Origin of the sequence: Pseudomonas sp., from assembly GCF_030147005.1 — a bacterium.
In the GTDB taxonomy this organism is placed as follows: domain Bacteria; phylum Pseudomonadota; class Gammaproteobacteria; order Pseudomonadales; family Pseudomonadaceae; genus Aquipseudomonas.
The window spans coordinates 1-16,414 of sequence record NZ_JASLAW010000122.1; the positions used below are offsets into that span (position 1 = coordinate 1).

At 59.6% G+C, this 16,414-nt stretch carries 14 protein-coding genes; all 14 read right to left on the reverse strand.

Annotated elements, in window-relative coordinates:
* Window positions 1-178 precede the first annotated feature (178 nt).
* On the reverse strand, window positions 179-886 hold the full coding sequence (ispD, locus tag Q1V60_RS10785) for a 2-C-methyl-D-erythritol 4-phosphate cytidylyltransferase (RefSeq protein ID WP_300630124.1): 708 nt from the start codon (window positions 884-886) through the stop codon (window positions 179-181).
* The gene (ftsB, locus tag Q1V60_RS10790; protein WP_057723188.1) at window positions 883-1,161 is read right to left on the reverse strand and encodes a cell division protein FtsB; all 279 of its coding nucleotides are present in this window, start codon (window positions 1,159-1,161) and stop codon (window positions 883-885) included. Before ftsB ends, ispD begins: the two co-directional genes overlap by 4 nt.
* A 184-nt stretch (window positions 1,162-1,345) precedes the next feature.
* Entirely contained in the window at window positions 1,346-2,635 is a 1,290-nt protein-coding gene (gene eno / locus Q1V60_RS10795; RefSeq protein ID WP_300630126.1) for a phosphopyruvate hydratase, read from the reverse strand.
* A 155-nt stretch (window positions 2,636-2,790) separates the two neighbouring features.
* Window positions 2,791-3,636, reverse strand: coding sequence for a 3-deoxy-8-phosphooctulonate synthase (gene kdsA, locus Q1V60_RS10800; RefSeq protein ID WP_124366122.1), 846 nt, complete (start codon window positions 3,634-3,636; stop codon window positions 2,791-2,793).
* Window positions 3,637-3,641: 5 nt separating this feature from the next.
* Window positions 3,642-5,273 carry a CTP synthase gene (locus Q1V60_RS10805; RefSeq protein WP_124357350.1) on the reverse strand — a complete coding sequence of 544 codons (1,632 nt, stop codon included), beginning with the start codon at window positions 5,271-5,273 and terminating at the stop codon, window positions 3,642-3,644.
* Between the two features lie 273 nt (window positions 5,274-5,546).
* Window positions 5,547-6,866: a tRNA lysidine(34) synthetase TilS gene (tilS, locus tag Q1V60_RS10810; RefSeq protein ID WP_300630129.1), complete on the reverse strand. Its 1,320-nt coding sequence runs from the start codon at window positions 6,864-6,866 to the stop codon at window positions 5,547-5,549.
* 186 nt (window positions 6,867-7,052) lie between these two features.
* Window positions 7,053-8,000, reverse strand: a complete 948-nt coding sequence (locus Q1V60_RS10815) for an acetyl-CoA carboxylase carboxyltransferase subunit alpha (RefSeq protein ID WP_300630131.1) — start codon at window positions 7,998-8,000, stop codon at window positions 7,053-7,055.
* A 128-nt stretch (window positions 8,001-8,128) separates the two neighbouring features.
* Window positions 8,129-11,650, reverse strand: coding sequence for a DNA polymerase III subunit alpha (dnaE, locus tag Q1V60_RS10820; RefSeq protein ID WP_300630133.1), 3,522 nt, complete (start codon window positions 11,648-11,650; stop codon window positions 8,129-8,131).
* A gap of 77 nt (window positions 11,651-11,727) precedes the next feature.
* Window positions 11,728-12,360, reverse strand: a complete 633-nt coding sequence (gene rnhB, locus Q1V60_RS10825) for a ribonuclease HII (RefSeq protein ID WP_300630135.1) — start codon at window positions 12,358-12,360, stop codon at window positions 11,728-11,730.
* Window positions 12,357-13,499 carry a lipid-A-disaccharide synthase gene (gene lpxB / locus Q1V60_RS10830; protein WP_300630193.1) on the reverse strand — a complete coding sequence of 381 codons (1,143 nt, stop codon included), beginning with the start codon at window positions 13,497-13,499 and terminating at the stop codon, window positions 12,357-12,359. The genes rnhB and lpxB overlap by 4 nt, the downstream gene beginning before the upstream one ends.
* Entirely contained in the window at window positions 13,499-14,275 is a 777-nt protein-coding gene (gene lpxA, locus Q1V60_RS10835; protein ID WP_300630137.1) for an acyl-ACP--UDP-N-acetylglucosamine O-acyltransferase, read from the reverse strand. The genes lpxB and lpxA overlap by 1 nt, the downstream gene beginning before the upstream one ends.
* On the reverse strand, window positions 14,272-14,712 hold the full coding sequence (gene fabZ / locus Q1V60_RS10840) for a 3-hydroxyacyl-ACP dehydratase FabZ (RefSeq protein WP_300630139.1): 441 nt from the start codon (window positions 14,710-14,712) through the stop codon (window positions 14,272-14,274). The genes lpxA and fabZ overlap by 4 nt, the downstream gene beginning before the upstream one ends.
* A gap of 111 nt (window positions 14,713-14,823) precedes the next feature.
* The gene (lpxD, locus tag Q1V60_RS10845) at window positions 14,824-15,879 is read right to left on the reverse strand and encodes a UDP-3-O-(3-hydroxymyristoyl)glucosamine N-acyltransferase (protein WP_300630141.1); all 1,056 of its coding nucleotides are present in this window, start codon (window positions 15,877-15,879) and stop codon (window positions 14,824-14,826) included.
* Between the two features lie 3 nt (window positions 15,880-15,882).
* Window positions 15,883-16,386, reverse strand: a complete 504-nt coding sequence (locus Q1V60_RS10850) for an OmpH family outer membrane protein (protein ID WP_300630142.1) — start codon at window positions 16,384-16,386, stop codon at window positions 15,883-15,885.
* Between the last annotated feature and the right edge of the window lie 28 nt (window positions 16,387-16,414).

Genomic DNA, 16,414 nt, shown 5'->3' on the forward strand with positions numbered 1-16,414 from the left:
GGCACACGACTGGAAAGTGGCAATGAATCAATTTGCGATCCTGTACGGAGACCGATTTACCAGACCGAGCTGGTAAAACAACGGCCTGCCTGACGGCAGGCCCTAACCAGCCCGAACACAAAAAAACTGATACTCCCGAGCTGGCTTGCCTGCGATGAAGTCGACCCGATGCAACTGGCTATCTGCGATTAGCCCAGCGCAATCTGAGCCACTCGAGGTCTTCAGGCCGAGTCACCTTGATATTGTCCGAACGCCCTTCGATCAGGCGCGGCGCCTGGCCGGACCATTCCATGGCCGACGCTTCGTCGGTGATCACAGCATCGGCCACCAGGCTGTCAGCCAGCGCGCGGTGCAAGGCGCCCAGGCGAAACATCTGCGGCGTATAGGCTTGCCAGATCAGGCTGCGATCAACAGTCTCAACGATACGGCCGTGTTTGTCGGCGCGCTTGAGGGTGTCACGGGCCGGCACTGCCAGCAGGCCGCCAACGCGATCGTCAGCCAGCTCGCCTAATAGCTTGTCGAGGTCATCACGGCTCAGATTCGGACGCGCCGCATCGTGCACCAACACCCAATCATCATCACTGGCGCCCAGGGCATTGAGTTGCAGCAGCGCATTAAGCACTGAACCCGAACGTTCCGACCCGCCTTGCGCACGGTGAATACGCGGGTCAGCAGCACACGCCAGATTGGGCCAGTAAGGGTCATCAACAGCGAGACTGACCACCAGCCCTTTCAACGACGGATGGCCAAGGAAACAGCCCAGGCTGTGTTCAAGAATAGTGCGCCCGCCCAGTTGCAGATATTGCTTGGGACGGTCCGCGGCCATACGGGCACCCACACCCGCGGCAGGAATCACGGCCCAGAAGGCCGGCAACTCGGTGCTCATTGGGCCAACTGGTAGAGGGTTTCACCCTCCTTGACCATGCCCAACTCATGACGAGCCCGCTCTTCGACGGTCTCCGTACCTTTTTTCAACTCAAGCACTTCAGCGTCGAGGACGCGGTTGCGCTCCAGCAGACGTTCGTTTTCGGCGTGCTGGTCGGCAATTTGCTGGGTCAGCTCTTCCACCTGCGCAAAGCTGCCGTTACCGACCCATAGGCGGTACTGCAGGCCAGCCAGCAACAAGAGCAGGACGAGGAACAACCAATTGGGACTGCGCATCGAAATCCAGGTATCCAATGAAAAAAGACAGCCATGCAAAACCTTTTGCAGCAACTGATAGCACGAAGCCTGGATAACCAGGCTTGTGCTTGTCAGTCAGCAGATCAGCGCCGAAATTCCCACCGTCGTGAGATGTGCGACGCAATCCGCTGACTTTTTACCATGCATTACCACCAAGTGGCGATCAGCCGCGAAACTCGCTGCGACCGTTGTACTTGGCTTTACCCGCCAATTGCTCTTCGATGCGCAGCAACTGGTTGTACTTGGAGACGCGATCGGAACGGCACAGGGAACCGGTCTTGATCTGGCCCGCCGAAGTGCCCACGGCCAGGTCGGCAATGGTGGAGTCTTCGGTTTCGCCGGAACGGTGAGAGATCACGGCGGTGTAACCCGCAGCCTTGGCCATCTGGATGGCCTCCAGGGTTTCGGTCAGCGTGCCGATCTGGTTGAACTTGATCAGGATCGAGTTGGCGATCTTTTTATCGATGCCCTCTTTCAGGATCTTGGTGTTGGTCACGAACAGGTCGTCGCCCACCAGTTGGATTTTCTCGCCGATCTTGTCGGTGAGGATTTTCCAGCCATCCCAGTCGGACTCGTCCAGGCCGTCTTCGATCGAGATGATCGGGTAGCGCTGGGTCAAGCCCTTCAGGTACTCGGCGAAACCTTCGGAGTTGAACACCTGGCCTTCGCCGGACAGGTTGTACTGGCCGTCTTCGTAGAATTCGCTGGCGGCGCAATCCAGGGCCAGCGTCACGTCGGTGCCCAGCGTATAGCCGGCGTTGGCCACGGCTTCGGAGATCACTTTCAGCGCATCTTCGTTGGATGCCAGGTTCGGTGCGAAACCGCCTTCGTCACCCACCGCGGTGCTCAGGCCACGGGCCTTCAGCACAGCCTTGAGGTGATGGAAAATCTCGGTGCCCATGCGCAGGCCTTCGGAGAAGGACTTGGCGCCCACCGGCTGCACCATGAATTCCTGGATGTCGACGTTGTTATCGGCGTGCTCGCCACCGTTGATGATGTTCATCATCGGCACCGGCATCGAATACACACCCGGCGTACCGTTCAGGTTGGCGATGTGCGCGTACAGCGGCAGGTCCTGGTCCTGTGCGGCGGCCTTGGCGGCGGCCAGGGACACAGCGAGGATCGCGTTGGCGCCCAGGCTGCCTTTGTTTTCGGTGCCGTCGAGCTTGATCATCGCGTGGTCCAGGGCTTTCTGGTCCAGCGGGTCCTTGCCCAGCAACAGGTCACGGATCGGGCCGTTGATGTTGGCTACCGCCTTGAGTACACCCTTGCCCAGGTAACGGCTCTTGTCGCCATCACGCAGCTCCAGCGCTTCGCGCGAACCGGTGGAAGCACCGGAGGGCGCGCAGGCGCTGCCGATGATGCCGTTATCGAGAAGCACGTCGGCTTCGACGGTGGGGTTGCCACGGGAGTCGAGAACTTCACGACCTTTGATGTCGACGATTTTTGCCATTGTTGTAAACACTCCAAAGTTGACGAAAACGACGCAGCTGAAGGAAATCTTTTGACCGACCGCAAGGGTGGAACAACAGGGCAGGCTTGCAGACGACAAGGCTCAGGCCTGGGCCTGAGCGTAAAGCGTGGGAAATTCTACCGGAGAAACGACGCTTACGCGGTCTCTACCGTCGGAAAACTCTTGACCAACTCGTCCAACTGCTTGAGCTGGGCCAGAAACGGCTCCAGCTTGTCCAGGCGCAGGGCACAGGGGCCGTCGCACTTGGCGTTGTCCGGGTCCGGATGGGCTTCCAGGAACAGGCCGGCCAAGGATTGGCTGATGCCCGCCTTGGCCAGGTCCAGTACCTGGGCACGCCGCCCGCCAGCGGAATCGGCGCGACCACCGGGCATTTGCAGCGCGTGGGTCACGTCGAAGAACACCGGGTATTCGAACTGTTTCATGATGCCGAAACCGAGCATGTCCACCACGAGGTTGTTGTAGCCGAAGCTGGAACCACGCTCGCACAGGATCAACTGGTCGTTACCCGCTTCCACGCATTTGCTCAGGATATGTTTCATTTCCTGGGGCGCGAGGAACTGGGCTTTCTTGATATTGATCACAGCGCCGGTCTTGGCCATGGCGACCACGAGGTCGGTCTGGCGCGACAGGAAGGCCGGCAACTGGATGATGTCGCACACCTCGGCGACCACGGCAGCCTGCTCAGGCTCGTGGACGTCGGTGATGATCGGCACGCCGAAGGCTTGCTTGATGTCCTGGAAGATCCGCATGCCTTCTTCAAGGCCCGGGCCGCGATAGGAAGTCACGGACGAACGGTTGGCCTTGTCGAAGCTGGCCTTGAATACATAAGGGATACCCAGCTTCTGGGTAACCCGCACGTACTCTTCACAGACCTGCATCGCCATGTCGCGGCTTTCCAGTACGTTCATGCCGCCGAACAGCACCATGGGCTTGTCGTTGGCAATTTCGATGTCGCCTACGCGAATGATCTTCTGGGCCATCAGGGTTATGCCTTCTTCTGATGTTGCGTCAGTGCAGCTTTGACGAAACCGCTGAACAACGGATGACCGTCGCGCGGCGTCGAGGTGAACTCAGGGTGGAACTGGCAGGCCACGAACCACGGATGATCCGGCGCCTCGACCACTTCAACCAGCTTGCCGTCACCGGAACGGCCGGAAATCTTCAGGCCGGCTTCTTTGATCTGCGGCAGCAGGTTGTTGTTCACTTCGTAGCGGTGACGGTGACGTTCGACGATCACGTCCTTGCCGTAGCAGTCGTGTACCAGCGAACCGGCTTCCAGCAGGCAGTCCTGTGCGCCAAGGCGCATGGTGCCGCCCAGGTCGGACGCTTCGGTGCGGGTTTCAACGGCGCCGGTGGCATCTTCCCACTCGGTGATCAGGCCTACAACCGGGTGGCCGCTGGCGTGATCGAACTCGGTGGAGTTGGCGTCTTTCCAGCCCAGCACATTACGGGCGAACTCGATAACGGCCACTTGCATGCCCAGGCAAATACCCAGGTACGGCACCTTGTTCTCGCGGGCGTATTGCACGGCGGTGATCTTGCCTTCCACGCCGCGCAGGCCGAAACCGCCGGGAACGAGGATCGCATCCACGCCCTCAAGCAGCGCGGTGCCCTGGTTCTCGATGTCTTCGGAATCGATGTAGCGCAGGTTGACCTTGGTACGGTTGCTGATGCCGGCGTGGCTCATCGCTTCGATCAGCGACTTGTACGCGTCGAGCAGCTCCATGTATTTGCCGACCATGGCGATGGTGACTTCATGCTCGGGATTGAGCTTGGCGTCGACCACGGCTTCCCACTCGGACAGGTCCGCGCCATTGCACTGCAGGCCGAAACGCTCGACGACAAAATCATCCAGGCCCTGGGAATGCAGAATGCCCGGGATCTTGTAGATGGTGTCGGCGTCTTCCAGGGCAATCACCGCACGCTCTTCAACGTTGGTGAATTGCGCGATCTTGCGACGCGAGGAAATATCGATCGGGTGATCGGAGCGGCAGACCAGCACGTCCGGCTGCAGGCCGATGGAACGCAGTTCCTTGACCGAGTGCTGGGTTGGCTTGGTTTTGGTTTCGCCGGCGGTGGCGATGTACGGCACCAATGTGAGGTGCATCAGCATCGCGCGCTTGGCGCCGACTTCGAAACGCAGTTGGCGAATGGCTTCGAGGAACGGTTGGGATTCGATGTCACCCACGGTGCCACCAATCTCGACCATCGCCACGTCGGCATCGCCTGCGCCCTTGATGATGCGACGCTTGATTTCGTCGGTGATGTGCGGAATCACCTGGATGGTTGCACCCAGGTAGTCACCACGGCGCTCCTTGCGCAGCACGTGCTCGTAGACGCGGCCGGTGGTGAAGTTGTTGTTCTGGGTCATGGTCGTGCGGATGAACCGCTCGTAGTGGCCCAGGTCCAGGTCGGTCTCGGCGCCGTCATGCGTGACGAACACTTCACCGTGCTGGAACGGGCTCATGGTGCCCGGGTCGACGTTGATGTATGGGTCCAGCTTGAGCATGGTGACTTTAAGCCCCCGCGCCTCCAGGATGGCCGCCAATGAAGCGGAGGCAATGCCTTTCCCCAATGAAGAAACAACACCGCCCGTGACGAATATGTAGCGCGTCATGAAAAACCCTAGAAGTCTGCGTTAAAGCGGTCCGAGCCGCCGGGGAAAGCGAAGAGAGGCCGAAGCCCCCGATCACCTGCATTAATCACAGTGCACCTTTCAAAAAAACCGCCGCGTTGTGACAGACCAGCAATGGAACACCGGTACGTTGATCGCTACACATTTTTTGGAATCGCCCAGCAAAGACTGCTTGGTAATCGGCAACTGCTGCGATTCAGGCGAATCCACAGAAGTTGTATCAAGAAGGGAGCGTAGTCTACCGGAAAGGCTCTATCAGCTCAAACCTTGATCGCAGCTCTGTGGCAACCAATGCAATTGCCAGCCATTCGACGAGCCGGCCCATAACCCTGCAAGGGCTGGCACAGCCAGCAATCGCTCGCCCTGATACAGCAGCGGCAATCTGCCACGGACGAACCCGGGCACACCACACTCATTGAACAGACGCTTCAGGTCGCGTCGGCCGCGACCTGGCACTTCGATGACTTCGCCGCCCCGACGATAGCGGACCTCCAGTGCACCTTCAGGCGCCTGGCCACTGAATTCCAACTGACCATTGCCGGGTAACTCCAGTGGTTTTTGCGGATCGGGCCAGCTCACCGAAACGTCGGAAAATTCCGCCCACAGAGGCGGCAGCCACCAAATGCGCTCGCCACTGCGGTGCAGCTCGCCGTCGGCCAGACGCCACAGGGGCTGGGCATCGCCCTTGGCATCGCGCATGGAGTGCCAACCGGCCCAGTGGTTGCTGTCGGGCAGTCGAGTCAGCGGGCTCAGCCAATGACGCAAGGCGTTGCGCTGGCGGGCATCGGAGAGCTCGCGCAACGGCGCGAGGGCCAAGGATGGCAAAGGCAACCAGGGAAACGCTGAAGGCTGATCGGCGGCTTTCAGGTCCAAGTGCGCCAGTTCATCGAGCAGCCCCTGGGCTTCGTTCAGGTGCTCGGCCGTGCGGGCCAGGCTTGAGACTGCCTGGGGCCAGCGCTGCGTCAGCATTGGAAATACTTGATGACGCAGGTAATTGCGCGAGAACCGCGGATCAGCGTTCGAAGGGTCTTCGATCCACGTTAAATGATGTGCATGGGCATAGGCTTCCAGCTCGCCACGCGCGACATCCAGCAGCGGCCGCACCAGATGCCCCCGTGCCAAAGAACGATGCGCAGGCATTGCGGCAAGCCCGCGTACCCCGGCGCCGCGCAGCAGGCGGAACAACAGGGTTTCGGCTTGATCGTCGCGATGTTGACCGGTGAGCAACGCCTCCCCTGCCCCGGTCACGCCAGCGAGGGCCTGATAACGCGCATCACGCGCCGCGCGCTCAAGGCTGGCGCCGGGCTGTACCTGCACGCGCAGAATGCGCAAGGGCAAGCCCAGGCTGTCGCAGACCGCTTGGCAATGACCTGGCCACGCGTCGGCGGCAGCCTGCAGGCCATGATGGATATGCACGGCGCTGAGCGGCGGCAGCGGCTCGGTTTTGCTCAGGGAGACCAGCAGGTGCAGCAGGACGGTGGAATCAAGGCCACCGGAGAATGCGATGTGCCAGGCCGGGGCGTTGCGCCAGGGGGCCAGGGTTTGCAGGCATTTGGTGATCAAGGTGGGCGTCATGGCAAAGTACCACCAACAATCTGGGATCCTGGAATGCGATAGCCCAGCATACACAACGCAAATGTGGGAGCGGGCTTGCTCGCGAAAGCGGTGTATCAGCCAACCTGTTCAGTGACTGAGCCCCTGCATTCGCGGGCAAGCCCGCTCCCACATTGGTACTGCATTGTCTGCCGGATCAGTGTTCGATCAGAGACCGTAGCTCATCAGACGCTCGTAACGACGGGCCAGCAGCGCTTCGGTATCCAGCTTTTTGAGCATCGCCAGTTGCGAGCCCAGCTCAGCACGGATTGTTGCGGCAGCCGCCGCCGGATCACGATGCGCGCCGCCCAGTGGCTCGGCGATGACTTTATCAACGATACCCAGGCCCTTGAGACGATCAGCGGTGATGCCCATGGCTTCAGCAGCGTCCGGTGCCTTTTCCGCGGTCTTCCACAAGATCGAGGCGCAACCTTCCGGCGAAATCACCGCATAGGTCGAATATTGCAGCATGTTCAACTGATCGCAGACGCCAATGGCCAATGCACCGCCGGAACCACCTTCACCGATCACAGTGGCAATGATCGGGGTTTTCAGGCGCGCCATGACACGCAGGTTCCAGGCAATCGCTTCGCTCTGGTTGCGCTCTTCGGCGTCGATACCCGGGTAAGCACCCGGAGTGTCGATGAAGGTCAGGATCGGCATCTTGAAGCGTTCGGCCATTTCCATCAGGCGGCAAGCCTTGCGGTAGCCTTCCGGACGCGGCATGCCGAAGTTGCGACGCACTTTCTCGCGTACTTCACGGCCTTTCTGGTGACCGATCACCATCACCGGCTGGTCGTCCAACCGAGCGATACCGCCCACGATAGCCGCATCGTCGGAGAAATGGCGGTCGCCATGCAGCTCGTCGAACTCGGTGAAAATGTGCTGAATGTAGTCCAGGGTGTACGGACGGCGCGGGTGGCGCGCCAGGCGCGCGATCTGCCAACTGGTCAGCTTGCCGAAGATGTCTTCGGTCAGCGTGCTGCTCTTGTCTTGCAGGCGGGCGATCTCATCGCCGATATTCAGCGAATTGTCATTGCCGACCAGGCGCAGCTCTTCGATCTTGGCTTGCAGGTCAGCGATCGGCTGTTCGAAATCAAGAAAATTCGGGTTCATAAGCGTCCGTCTTGGGTCGACGGCCAAGGGGTGCCTGGCCAGCCGGTTGTCTATTCGCGCCCTACCTTAAGGGAGAGGCGCGTTTAGGTCGAGATTAAATGTTCAGCCGAGGTCAGGGGTTCTGACCGTCAACGGTATTGGAGGAAGACGTTGTCTCGCCCGAACTGGTCACGCAAAGCTTGAATCAAGCCGTCAGCGGGATCAATTCGCCAGGTCTCGCCAAACTGCAACATGGCCTTGGCGTCGTTGCTGGTGTACTCCATGGTCACCGGGCACGCGCCACGGTGACGCTTGAGCAGCTCACCCAACCAGCGTAGCTGATCGCCCTTGAGTGCATCGGTCTTGAGCTTCAGGCGCAGGCTTTCGGCCAGATTGGTACGCGCATCTTCCATGCTCATCACGCGCTTGATGCGCAGGCGCAGGCCACCGGAGAAGTCGTCGTTGCTGACCTCCCCTTCCACCACCACCATGGCGTCGGTCTGCAGCAGCGACTGGGCGGAGTGGAAGGCGTCGGCAAACAGCGACGCTTCGATCCGGCCCGAGCGGTCATCGAGGGTGATGAAGCCCATTTTGTCGCCCTTCTTATTTTTCATCACCCGCAGGGCGATGATCATGCCGGCAACAGTCTGGGTATCACGGGCGGGTTTCAGGTCGATGATGCGCTGACGGGCGAAACGGCGAATCTCGCCTTCATATTCGTCAATCGGGTGACCGGTGAGATACAGGCCCAGGGTGTCTTTCTCGCCCTTGAGACGTTCCTTGAGGGTCAATTCCTTGGCTTTGCGGTGGTTGGCATACACATCCGCATCTGCTTCGACGAACAATCCGCCAAACAGGTCGGCGTGGCCGCTGTCATGGGTGCGGGCAGTCTGTTCGGCGGCCTTGATCGCTTCTTCCATGGCGGTGAGCAACACTGCGCGGTTGCGGTCGATATTGGCCTGGTAAGCCTTCGGCTCGTCATGGAAATAAGGGCCAAGACGGTCAAGCGCGCCACTGCGGATCAGGCCGTCAAGGGTACGTTTGTTGATGCGCTTGAGGTCGACCCGCGCACAGAAGTCGAACAGATCCTTGAAGGGCCCGTCCTGACGCGCTTCAGTGATGGCTTCCACCGGGCCCTCGCCCACGCCTTTGATCGCGCCAAGGCCATAAATGATGCGGCCTTCGTCGTTTACCGTGAACTTGAACTCCGAGGCGTTCACGTCCGGCGCGTCGAGGCGCAGCTTCATGGTGCGCACTTCCTCGATCAAGGTCACAACCTTGTCGGTGTTGTGCATATCCGCCGAGAGCACCGCCGCCATGAATGGCGCCGGGTAGTGGGCTTTCAACCACGCCGTCTGGTACGAAACCAGGCCATAGGCGGCGGAGTGGGATTTGTTGAAGCCGTAACCGGCGAACTTTTCCACCAGGTCGAAAATGTTACCGGCCAGGTCCGCGTCAATATTGTTGGTGGCACAGCCCTCAATGAAACCGCCGCGCTGCTTGGCCATTTCCTCGGGTTTCTTTTTACCCATGGCGCGACGCAGCATATCCGCGCCGCCGAGGGTGTAACCCGCCATCACCTGGGCGATCTGCATCACCTGTTCCTGATACAGGATGATGCCGTAGGTCGGCGCCAGTACCGGCTTGAGGCCTTCGTACTGATAGTCGGAATGCGGGTACGCCAGCTCGGCGCGCCCGTGTTTACGGTTGATAAAGTCATCAACCATGCCCGATTGCAGCGGCCCCGGACGGAACAGAGCCACCAGTGCGATCAAGTCTTCCAGACAGTCGGGCTTGAGCTTTTTGATCAGCTCCTTCATGCCCCGGGATTCAAGCTGGAACACCGCCGTGGTTTCGGCTTTTTGCAGCAGGCTGTAGGTCGGTTTGTCGTCCAACGGGATAAACGCGATATCCAGCGGTTCCTCGCCAACCTTGGCGCGCTCGCGGTTGATGGTCTTGAGCGCCCAGTCGATGATCGTCAGGGTACGCAGGCCGAGGAAGTCGAACTTCACCAGGCCGGCCGCCTCCACGTCATCCTTGTCGAACTGGGTAACCAGGCCGTCACCCTCTTCATCGCAATAAATCGGCGAGAAGTCGGTGAGCTTGGTTGGCGCGATCACCACGCCACCGGCGTGTTTCCCGACGTTACGCACCACACCTTCAAGCTTGCGCGCCATGTCCCAGATTTCGGCGGCTTCTTCATCGACCTTGATAAAGTCGCGCAGAATTTCTTCCTGCTCGTAGGCTTTTTCCAGGGTCATGCCAACTTCGAACGGGATCATCTTCGACAGGCGGTCGGCCAGGCCGTAGGACTTGCCCTGCACCCGAGCCACGTCGCGAATAACCGCCTTGGCCGCCATGGAACCGAAGGTAATGATCTGGCTTACCGCATTGCGACCGTATTTCTCGGCCACGTATTCGATCACTCGGTCGCGACCGTCCATGCAGAAGTCGACATCGAAGTCGGGCATGGAAACCCGCTCCGGGTTCAGGAAGCGTTCGAACAGCAGGTCATATTCCAACGGGTCGAGGTCGGTGATCTTCTGTACGTAGGCCACCAACGAACCCGCACCTGAGCCCCGGCCCGGACCTACCGGTACACCGTTGCTCTTGGCCCACTGGATAAAGTCCATCACGATCAGGAAGTAACCGGGGAACCCCATCTGGATGATGATATCCAGCTCGAAATTCAGCCGGTCGACGTAGACCTGTCGCTTGGCTTCGTAGTCTTCGGTGGTGTCCTTGGGCAGCAGCACGCTGAGCCGCTCTTCCAGGCCATCGAATGACACCTTGCGAAAATACTCGTCGATGGTCATGCCATCGGGAATCGGGAAGTTGGGCAAAAAGTGCTTGCCCAGTTTCACTTCGATATTGCAGCGCTTGGCGATTTCGACCGAGTTTTCCAAAGCCTCGGGCAAGTCGCTGAACAGCTCGGCCATTTCCTCGGCGCTTTTGAGGTACTGCTCTTCGCTGTAGTTTTTTGAGCGACGCGGGTCATCCAGGGCTCGGCCTTCGCCGATACACACGCGGGTTTCGTGGGCTTCGAAATCTTCTTTCTTGATAAAGCGCACATCGTTGGTCGCCACCAGCGGCGCGCCCAGCTTGTCGGCCAGGGCCACGGCGGCGTGCAGATGCTCTTCATCGTTGGGACGATTGGTACGCTGCACTTCCAGATAGAAGCGGTCAGGGAACACCTGCATCCATTCGCGGGCCAGCACTTCGGCTTCCTGCGGGTTGCCGCCGAGCAGCGCGATACCGATCTCGCCCTCTTTGGCGGCCGAGAGCATGATCACGCCTTCGCTGGCTTCGGCCACCCACTCGCGCTCGATGATGATCGAGCCATTGCGCTGACCATCGATAAAACCACGGGAAATCAGTTCGGTCAGGTTGCGATAACCCACGCCGTTCATCGCCAGCAGGCTGATGCGGCTCAGGGGGTTATCCGGGTCTTTGTTGGACAGCCACAGGTCGGCGCCACAGATCGGCTTGATACCGGCGCCCATTGCGTTTTTGTAGAACTTGACCAGGGAACACATGTTGTTCTGGTCGGTAACCGCCACCGCCGGCATGTTCATGCCCACCAGGGTTTTGACCAGCGGTTTGATCCGCACGAGGCCGTCGACCAGGGAGTATTCAGTGTGCAGGCGCAGATGAACGAATGAAGCCGGCATAGTGATCCTGTGCAGTAACTTAGAAACAACAAGGCCCGGGATTGTACCGGGCCTTGAGCAAAACATCAGCCTCGCGACTACACCTCGCTGAAGCTCTCGCGCAGCTCATAAGCCTGGCGCACCGGGGCGAACGAGCGGCGATGGATTGGCGTAGGGCCAAGCCGCGCCAGGGCTTCCAGATGAACGGGCGTCGGGTAGCCCTTATGGCCGCCCATGCCGTAGCCGGGGTAAATCAATTCGAAAGCAGCCATTTCGCGGTCGCGACTGACCTTGGCCAAAATCGACGCCGCGGCAATGGCCGGCACCTTGCTGTCGCCCTGCACCACGGCCTCGGCGCGCATCGCAAGTTGGGGGCAACGGTTGCCGTCGATCATCGCCAGCCTGGGCGTGATATGCAGCCCTTCAATCGCTCGCTGCATGGCAAGCATGGTGGCGTGCAGGATGTTCAGCTCATCGATTTCTTCTACTTCTGCCCGAGCGATATGCCAACTCAAGGCTTTCTCACAGATCTCGTCATAGAGTTTTTCACGACGGGCTTCAGTGAGTTTTTTCGAATCATTAAGGCCAAGGATCGGACGGTTCGGGTCAAGAATCACCGCCGCCGTCACGACCGCACCGCACAGCGGGCCGCGTCCGACTTCGTCGACACCCGCCACCAGTTCGTGGGCTTGTGCAACCAGGCTGAAATCCAGGCCCATTTGCGTACTCATAAGGTTTCCTGTTTATGGCCGATCAAGTTCAGCACGGCGTCTGCCGCCTGGTTCGAGGCATCTCGCCGCAAGGTGCGATGAATGTCGTCGAAACCACGGGTCTGCTCTTCGCCGCCGTCAATCAAGGGTAGTAGAGTTTGCGCGAGCGCTTCAGGCGTAGCATCGTCCTGCAACAACTCCGGCACCAACAGCCGTTGGGCCAGCAGATTGGGCAAGGAAATATACGGGCTTTTAACCATCCGTTTGAGAATCCAGAAGGTCAGCGGCGCCAGACGATAGGCCACCACCATCGGGCGCTTGTACAGCAAGGCTTCCAGGGTAGCGGTGCCCGACGCGATCAATACGGCATCGCACGCGGCCAGGGCCAGGTGCGACTGACCGTCGAGCAGAGTCAGCGGCAGGTTGCGCCCTTCCAGCAGTGTTTCAATTTGCGAGCGACGCTGGGGGCTGGCACATGGCAGCACAAAACGAATACCCGGTTTGAGGGCCTGCAGACGTTCGGCCGCATCAAAAAACAGGCCACCCAGGCGCCCGACTTCCCCTCCCCGACTACCCGGCATCAGTGCGACCAGCGGACCATCGGCCAACCCCAACTCGCTACGCGCTGCGCCACGGTCGGCTTGCAAAGGAATGGCATCGGCCAGGGTATGACCGACAAACCGCACCGGCACGCCTTTCTCTTCGTAGAACCTGGCCTCGAACGGCAGCAGGGTCAGCATCAAGTCGCAGCCTTCACGAATCTTCAGCACGCGCTTTTGCCGCCACGCCCATACGGACGGGCTGACATAGTGCACGGTCTTGATCCCGGCCTGGCGCAACTTGAGTTCAATGTTGAGGGTGAAATCCGGGGCATCGATACCGATAAAGACGTCGGGCTTTTCTTCGATCAGCGTCTTGATCAGCAGCTTGCGGCGAGCGAGCAGTTCACGCAGACGCCCCAGCACTTCCACCAGCCCCATGACCGACAAACGCTCCATCGGAAAGTAGGAGGTGAGGCCTTCGGCCTGCATCAACGGGCCACCGACACCGATAAATTCGATTGCCGGGTGCTGGACCTTGAGAGCCCGCATCAAGCCGGCGCCGAGAATATCGCCGGAAGCTTCTCCGGCGACCAATGCGATACGCAACCTGGCCATGATCAGCGGGTGATGCCGCGAGTCGACGCCTGGATCGAGTCACGAAACACAGCGACTTCCGGGAACGACGCTGCCGGCTCGGCCAGTTCGGTCAGGGCCTGCTCAACCGTCAGCCCTTGACGGTAAACCGTCTTGTAGGCACGGCGCAGGGCTTGGATCGCGTCGTCGCTGAACCCGCGACGGCGCATGCCTTCGAAATTCATGCTGCGGGCTTCGGCAGGATTGCCGAACACCGTGACAAATGCAGGAACATCCTTGCCGATGGCGGTGCCCATGCCGGAGAAGCTGTGGGCGCCGATATGGCAATACTGATGCACCAGGGTGAAACCGGACAGGATCGCCCAGTCATCCACATGCACATGCCCGGCCAACGCGGTGTTGTTGACCAGAATGCAGTGGTTGCCGATTACGCTGTCGTGGCCGATATGCGCATAGGCCATCACCAGGTTGTGATCTCCCAGCGTGGTCTCTGCCCGATCCTGCACGGTGCCACGGTGAATGGTCACGCCTTCACGAATGATGTTGTGGTCACCGATTACCAGACGTGTTTCTTCACCCTTGTACTTCATGTCAGGGGTGTCCTCGCCTACCGAGGAAAACTGGTAGATACGATTATGTTTGCCAATGCGGGTCGGCCCCTTAAGGATCACGTGCGGCCCGATGACAGTACCCTCGCCGATTTCCACACCTGCGCCGATGATCGACCAAGGGCCGACCTCAACGTCGGCGGCCAGTACGGCCGACGGATCGATGATTGCGCGAGGGTCAATCAAACTCATAGTTTGCGTTCCGCACAGATAATCTCGGCAGAGCACACCGGCTTGCCATCCACCGAAGCCTGGCATTCGAACTTCCAGATCTGGCGCTTGCAACTGATGAACTTGGCTTCCAGGATCAACTGGTCACCCGGGGTGACCGGATTGCGGAAACGCAATTTGTCGGAGCCCACGAAATAGTAAAGCGTGCCGTCGGCAGGCTTGAGGTCGAGCATTTTGAAACCAAGGATACCGGCAGCCTGGGCCATTGCTTCGATGATCAACACGCCCGGCATGATGGGATGCGCGGGAAAGTGGCCATTGAAAAACGGTTCGTTGATGCTGACATTCTTGTAGGCACGAATGCGCTTTTCCTCAACATTGAGGTCCACTACACGATCCACCAGCAGGAACGGGTAACGGTGAGGCAGGTCTTCGCGAATCTCGTTGATGTCCATCATTTCGGGGGGAAGCCTGTAATAAAGATTGGGGGCGGGCGGACTAAAAGCACGCCCCGCTAGCAAATCAAGGAGGCAGTCTAGCGGCTGTGCACACTTGATATGGAAATGGTATCAGCCTTCTGATGAAGCATTACCGCCAGGGGTCACGTCCCCAACACGCTTTTCCAGCTGTTTGAGACGTCGAGCCATGTCGTCGAGCTGCCTCAGACGCGCCGCACTCTTTCGCCATTCAGCCGCTGGCTGCATGGCGGTACCGGATGAATAAGCCCCTGGCTCGGTAATCGAGTGAGTGACCATGGTCATGCCGGTGATGAAAACGTTGTCGCAAATGTCGATATGCCCCACCAGTCCCACGCCACCGGCAAGCATGCAATGCTTGCCGATCCTGGTGCTGCCGGAAATGCCCACGCAGGCAGCCATGGCGGTGTGGTCGCCAATCTGCACGTTGTGGGCGATCTGAATCTGGTTGTCGAGCTTTACGCCGTTCCCAATCACAGTGTCGGCCAGGGCCCCGCGATCGACAGCGGTGTTGACACCGATTTCTACGTCGTCGCCGATCAATACACCACCCACTTGGGCGATCTTGTGCCAGACGCCTTTGGCGTTGGCAAAGCCAAAGCCCTCACCGCCGATCACCGCACCTGACTGAATGACCACCCGCTTCCCGATACGCACATCGTGGTAAAGAGTAACGCGAGGAGCCAGCCAGCCATCGGCACCGATTTCGCAGCGCGCGCCGATAAAGCAATGCGCGCCTACGGTGACACCAGCGCCAATGCGGGCGCCACTCTCGATCACGGCAAAAGCGCCGATGCTGGCCGCCGGATCGACCTGGGCATCCTCGGCAATCACTGCTGACGGGTGGATACCGCCAGCCGCCTTAGGCTTGGGATCGAACAAGTGCGATGCTTTCGCATAGCACAGGTACGGGTCGTCCACCACCAGCGCATCCCCAACGAACCCTTCGGCATCAGCGGCCTTCAGCAACACAGCTGCGGCTTGGCAATCGACCAGGTATTTACGGTATTGAGGATTTGCGAGGAAGCTCAACTGAGCTGGGCCAGCCTCCTGCAAGGTGGCTAGCCCAGTGATTTCTTTCTCCGAGGAGCCACGCAAGGTGGCCCCCAGGAACTCGGCCAACTCGCCGAGCTTGATAGTCGCGGTCATGGTTTACTTCAGCTGGTTCATGCGCTCGATCACCTGGCGGGTGATGTCGTATTGAGGCTTGACGTCAATTACGGCGCCACGCTCGAACACCAGGTCAAAGGCACCCTTCTTGATGACTTCTTCCACGGCGCTGTCGAGTTTCGGCTTGAGCTGCTTGAGCATTTCGCGGTCGGCAACAGCCTTGGCTTCGTTCAGCTCCTTGGATTGGAACTGGTAGTCACGGGCCTTTTGCTTGAATTCAAGCTCCAGACGCTCGCGCTCGCCTTGCTGCATCTTGTCACCACCGGCTACCAGGCGGTCCTGGATCCCCTTGGCGCCGCTTTCCAAAGTCTTGAGCTTGGTCAGTTGTGGGCCGAACTTCTTCTCGGCATCCACGGCGTACCTCTTGGCGGCGTCAGATTCCAGCAGTGCCATCTGATAGTTCAGCACGGCAATTTTCATTTCGGCGAAGGCCGGGGTGGTTACCAGCACAGTGGCCAGGAGGACCAATTGAGTCAACTTACGCACGATGTACTCCTACAGAATCCGTTGTCGT

Excerpts from the sequence above, each read along its gene's own strand:
- ispD (WP_300630124.1), bottom strand. The coding sequence starts at position 886 with ATGAGCACCGAGTTGCCGGCCTTCTGGGCCGTGATTCCTGCCGCGGGT.
- ftsB (WP_057723188.1), bottom strand. The coding sequence starts at position 1,161 with ATGCGCAGTCCCAATTGGTTGTTCCTCGTCCTGCTCTTGTTGCTGGCT.
- eno (WP_300630126.1), bottom strand. The coding sequence starts at position 2,635 with ATGGCAAAAATCGTCGACATCAAAGGTCGTGAAGTTCTCGACTCCCGT.
- kdsA (WP_124366122.1), bottom strand. The coding sequence starts at position 3,636 with ATGGCCCAGAAGATCATTCGCGTAGGCGACATCGAAATTGCCAACGAC.
- Q1V60_RS10805 (WP_124357350.1), bottom strand. The coding sequence starts at position 5,273 with ATGACGCGCTACATATTCGTCACGGGCGGTGTTGTTTCTTCATTGGGG.
- tilS (WP_300630129.1), bottom strand. The coding sequence starts at position 6,866 with ATGACGCCCACCTTGATCACCAAATGCCTGCAAACCCTGGCCCCCTGG.
- Q1V60_RS10815 (WP_300630131.1), bottom strand. The coding sequence starts at position 8,000 with ATGAACCCGAATTTTCTTGATTTCGAACAGCCGATCGCTGACCTGCAA.
- dnaE (WP_300630133.1), bottom strand. The coding sequence starts at position 11,650 with ATGCCGGCTTCATTCGTTCATCTGCGCCTGCACACTGAATACTCCCTG.
- rnhB (WP_300630135.1), bottom strand. The coding sequence starts at position 12,360 with ATGAGTACGCAAATGGGCCTGGATTTCAGCCTGGTTGCACAAGCCCAC.
- lpxA (WP_300630137.1), bottom strand. The coding sequence starts at position 14,275 with ATGAGTTTGATTGACCCTCGCGCAATCATCGATCCGTCGGCCGTACTG.
- fabZ (WP_300630139.1), bottom strand. The coding sequence starts at position 14,712 with ATGATGGACATCAACGAGATTCGCGAAGACCTGCCTCACCGTTACCCG.
- lpxD (WP_300630141.1), bottom strand. The coding sequence starts at position 15,879 with ATGACCGCGACTATCAAGCTCGGCGAGTTGGCCGAGTTCCTGGGGGCC.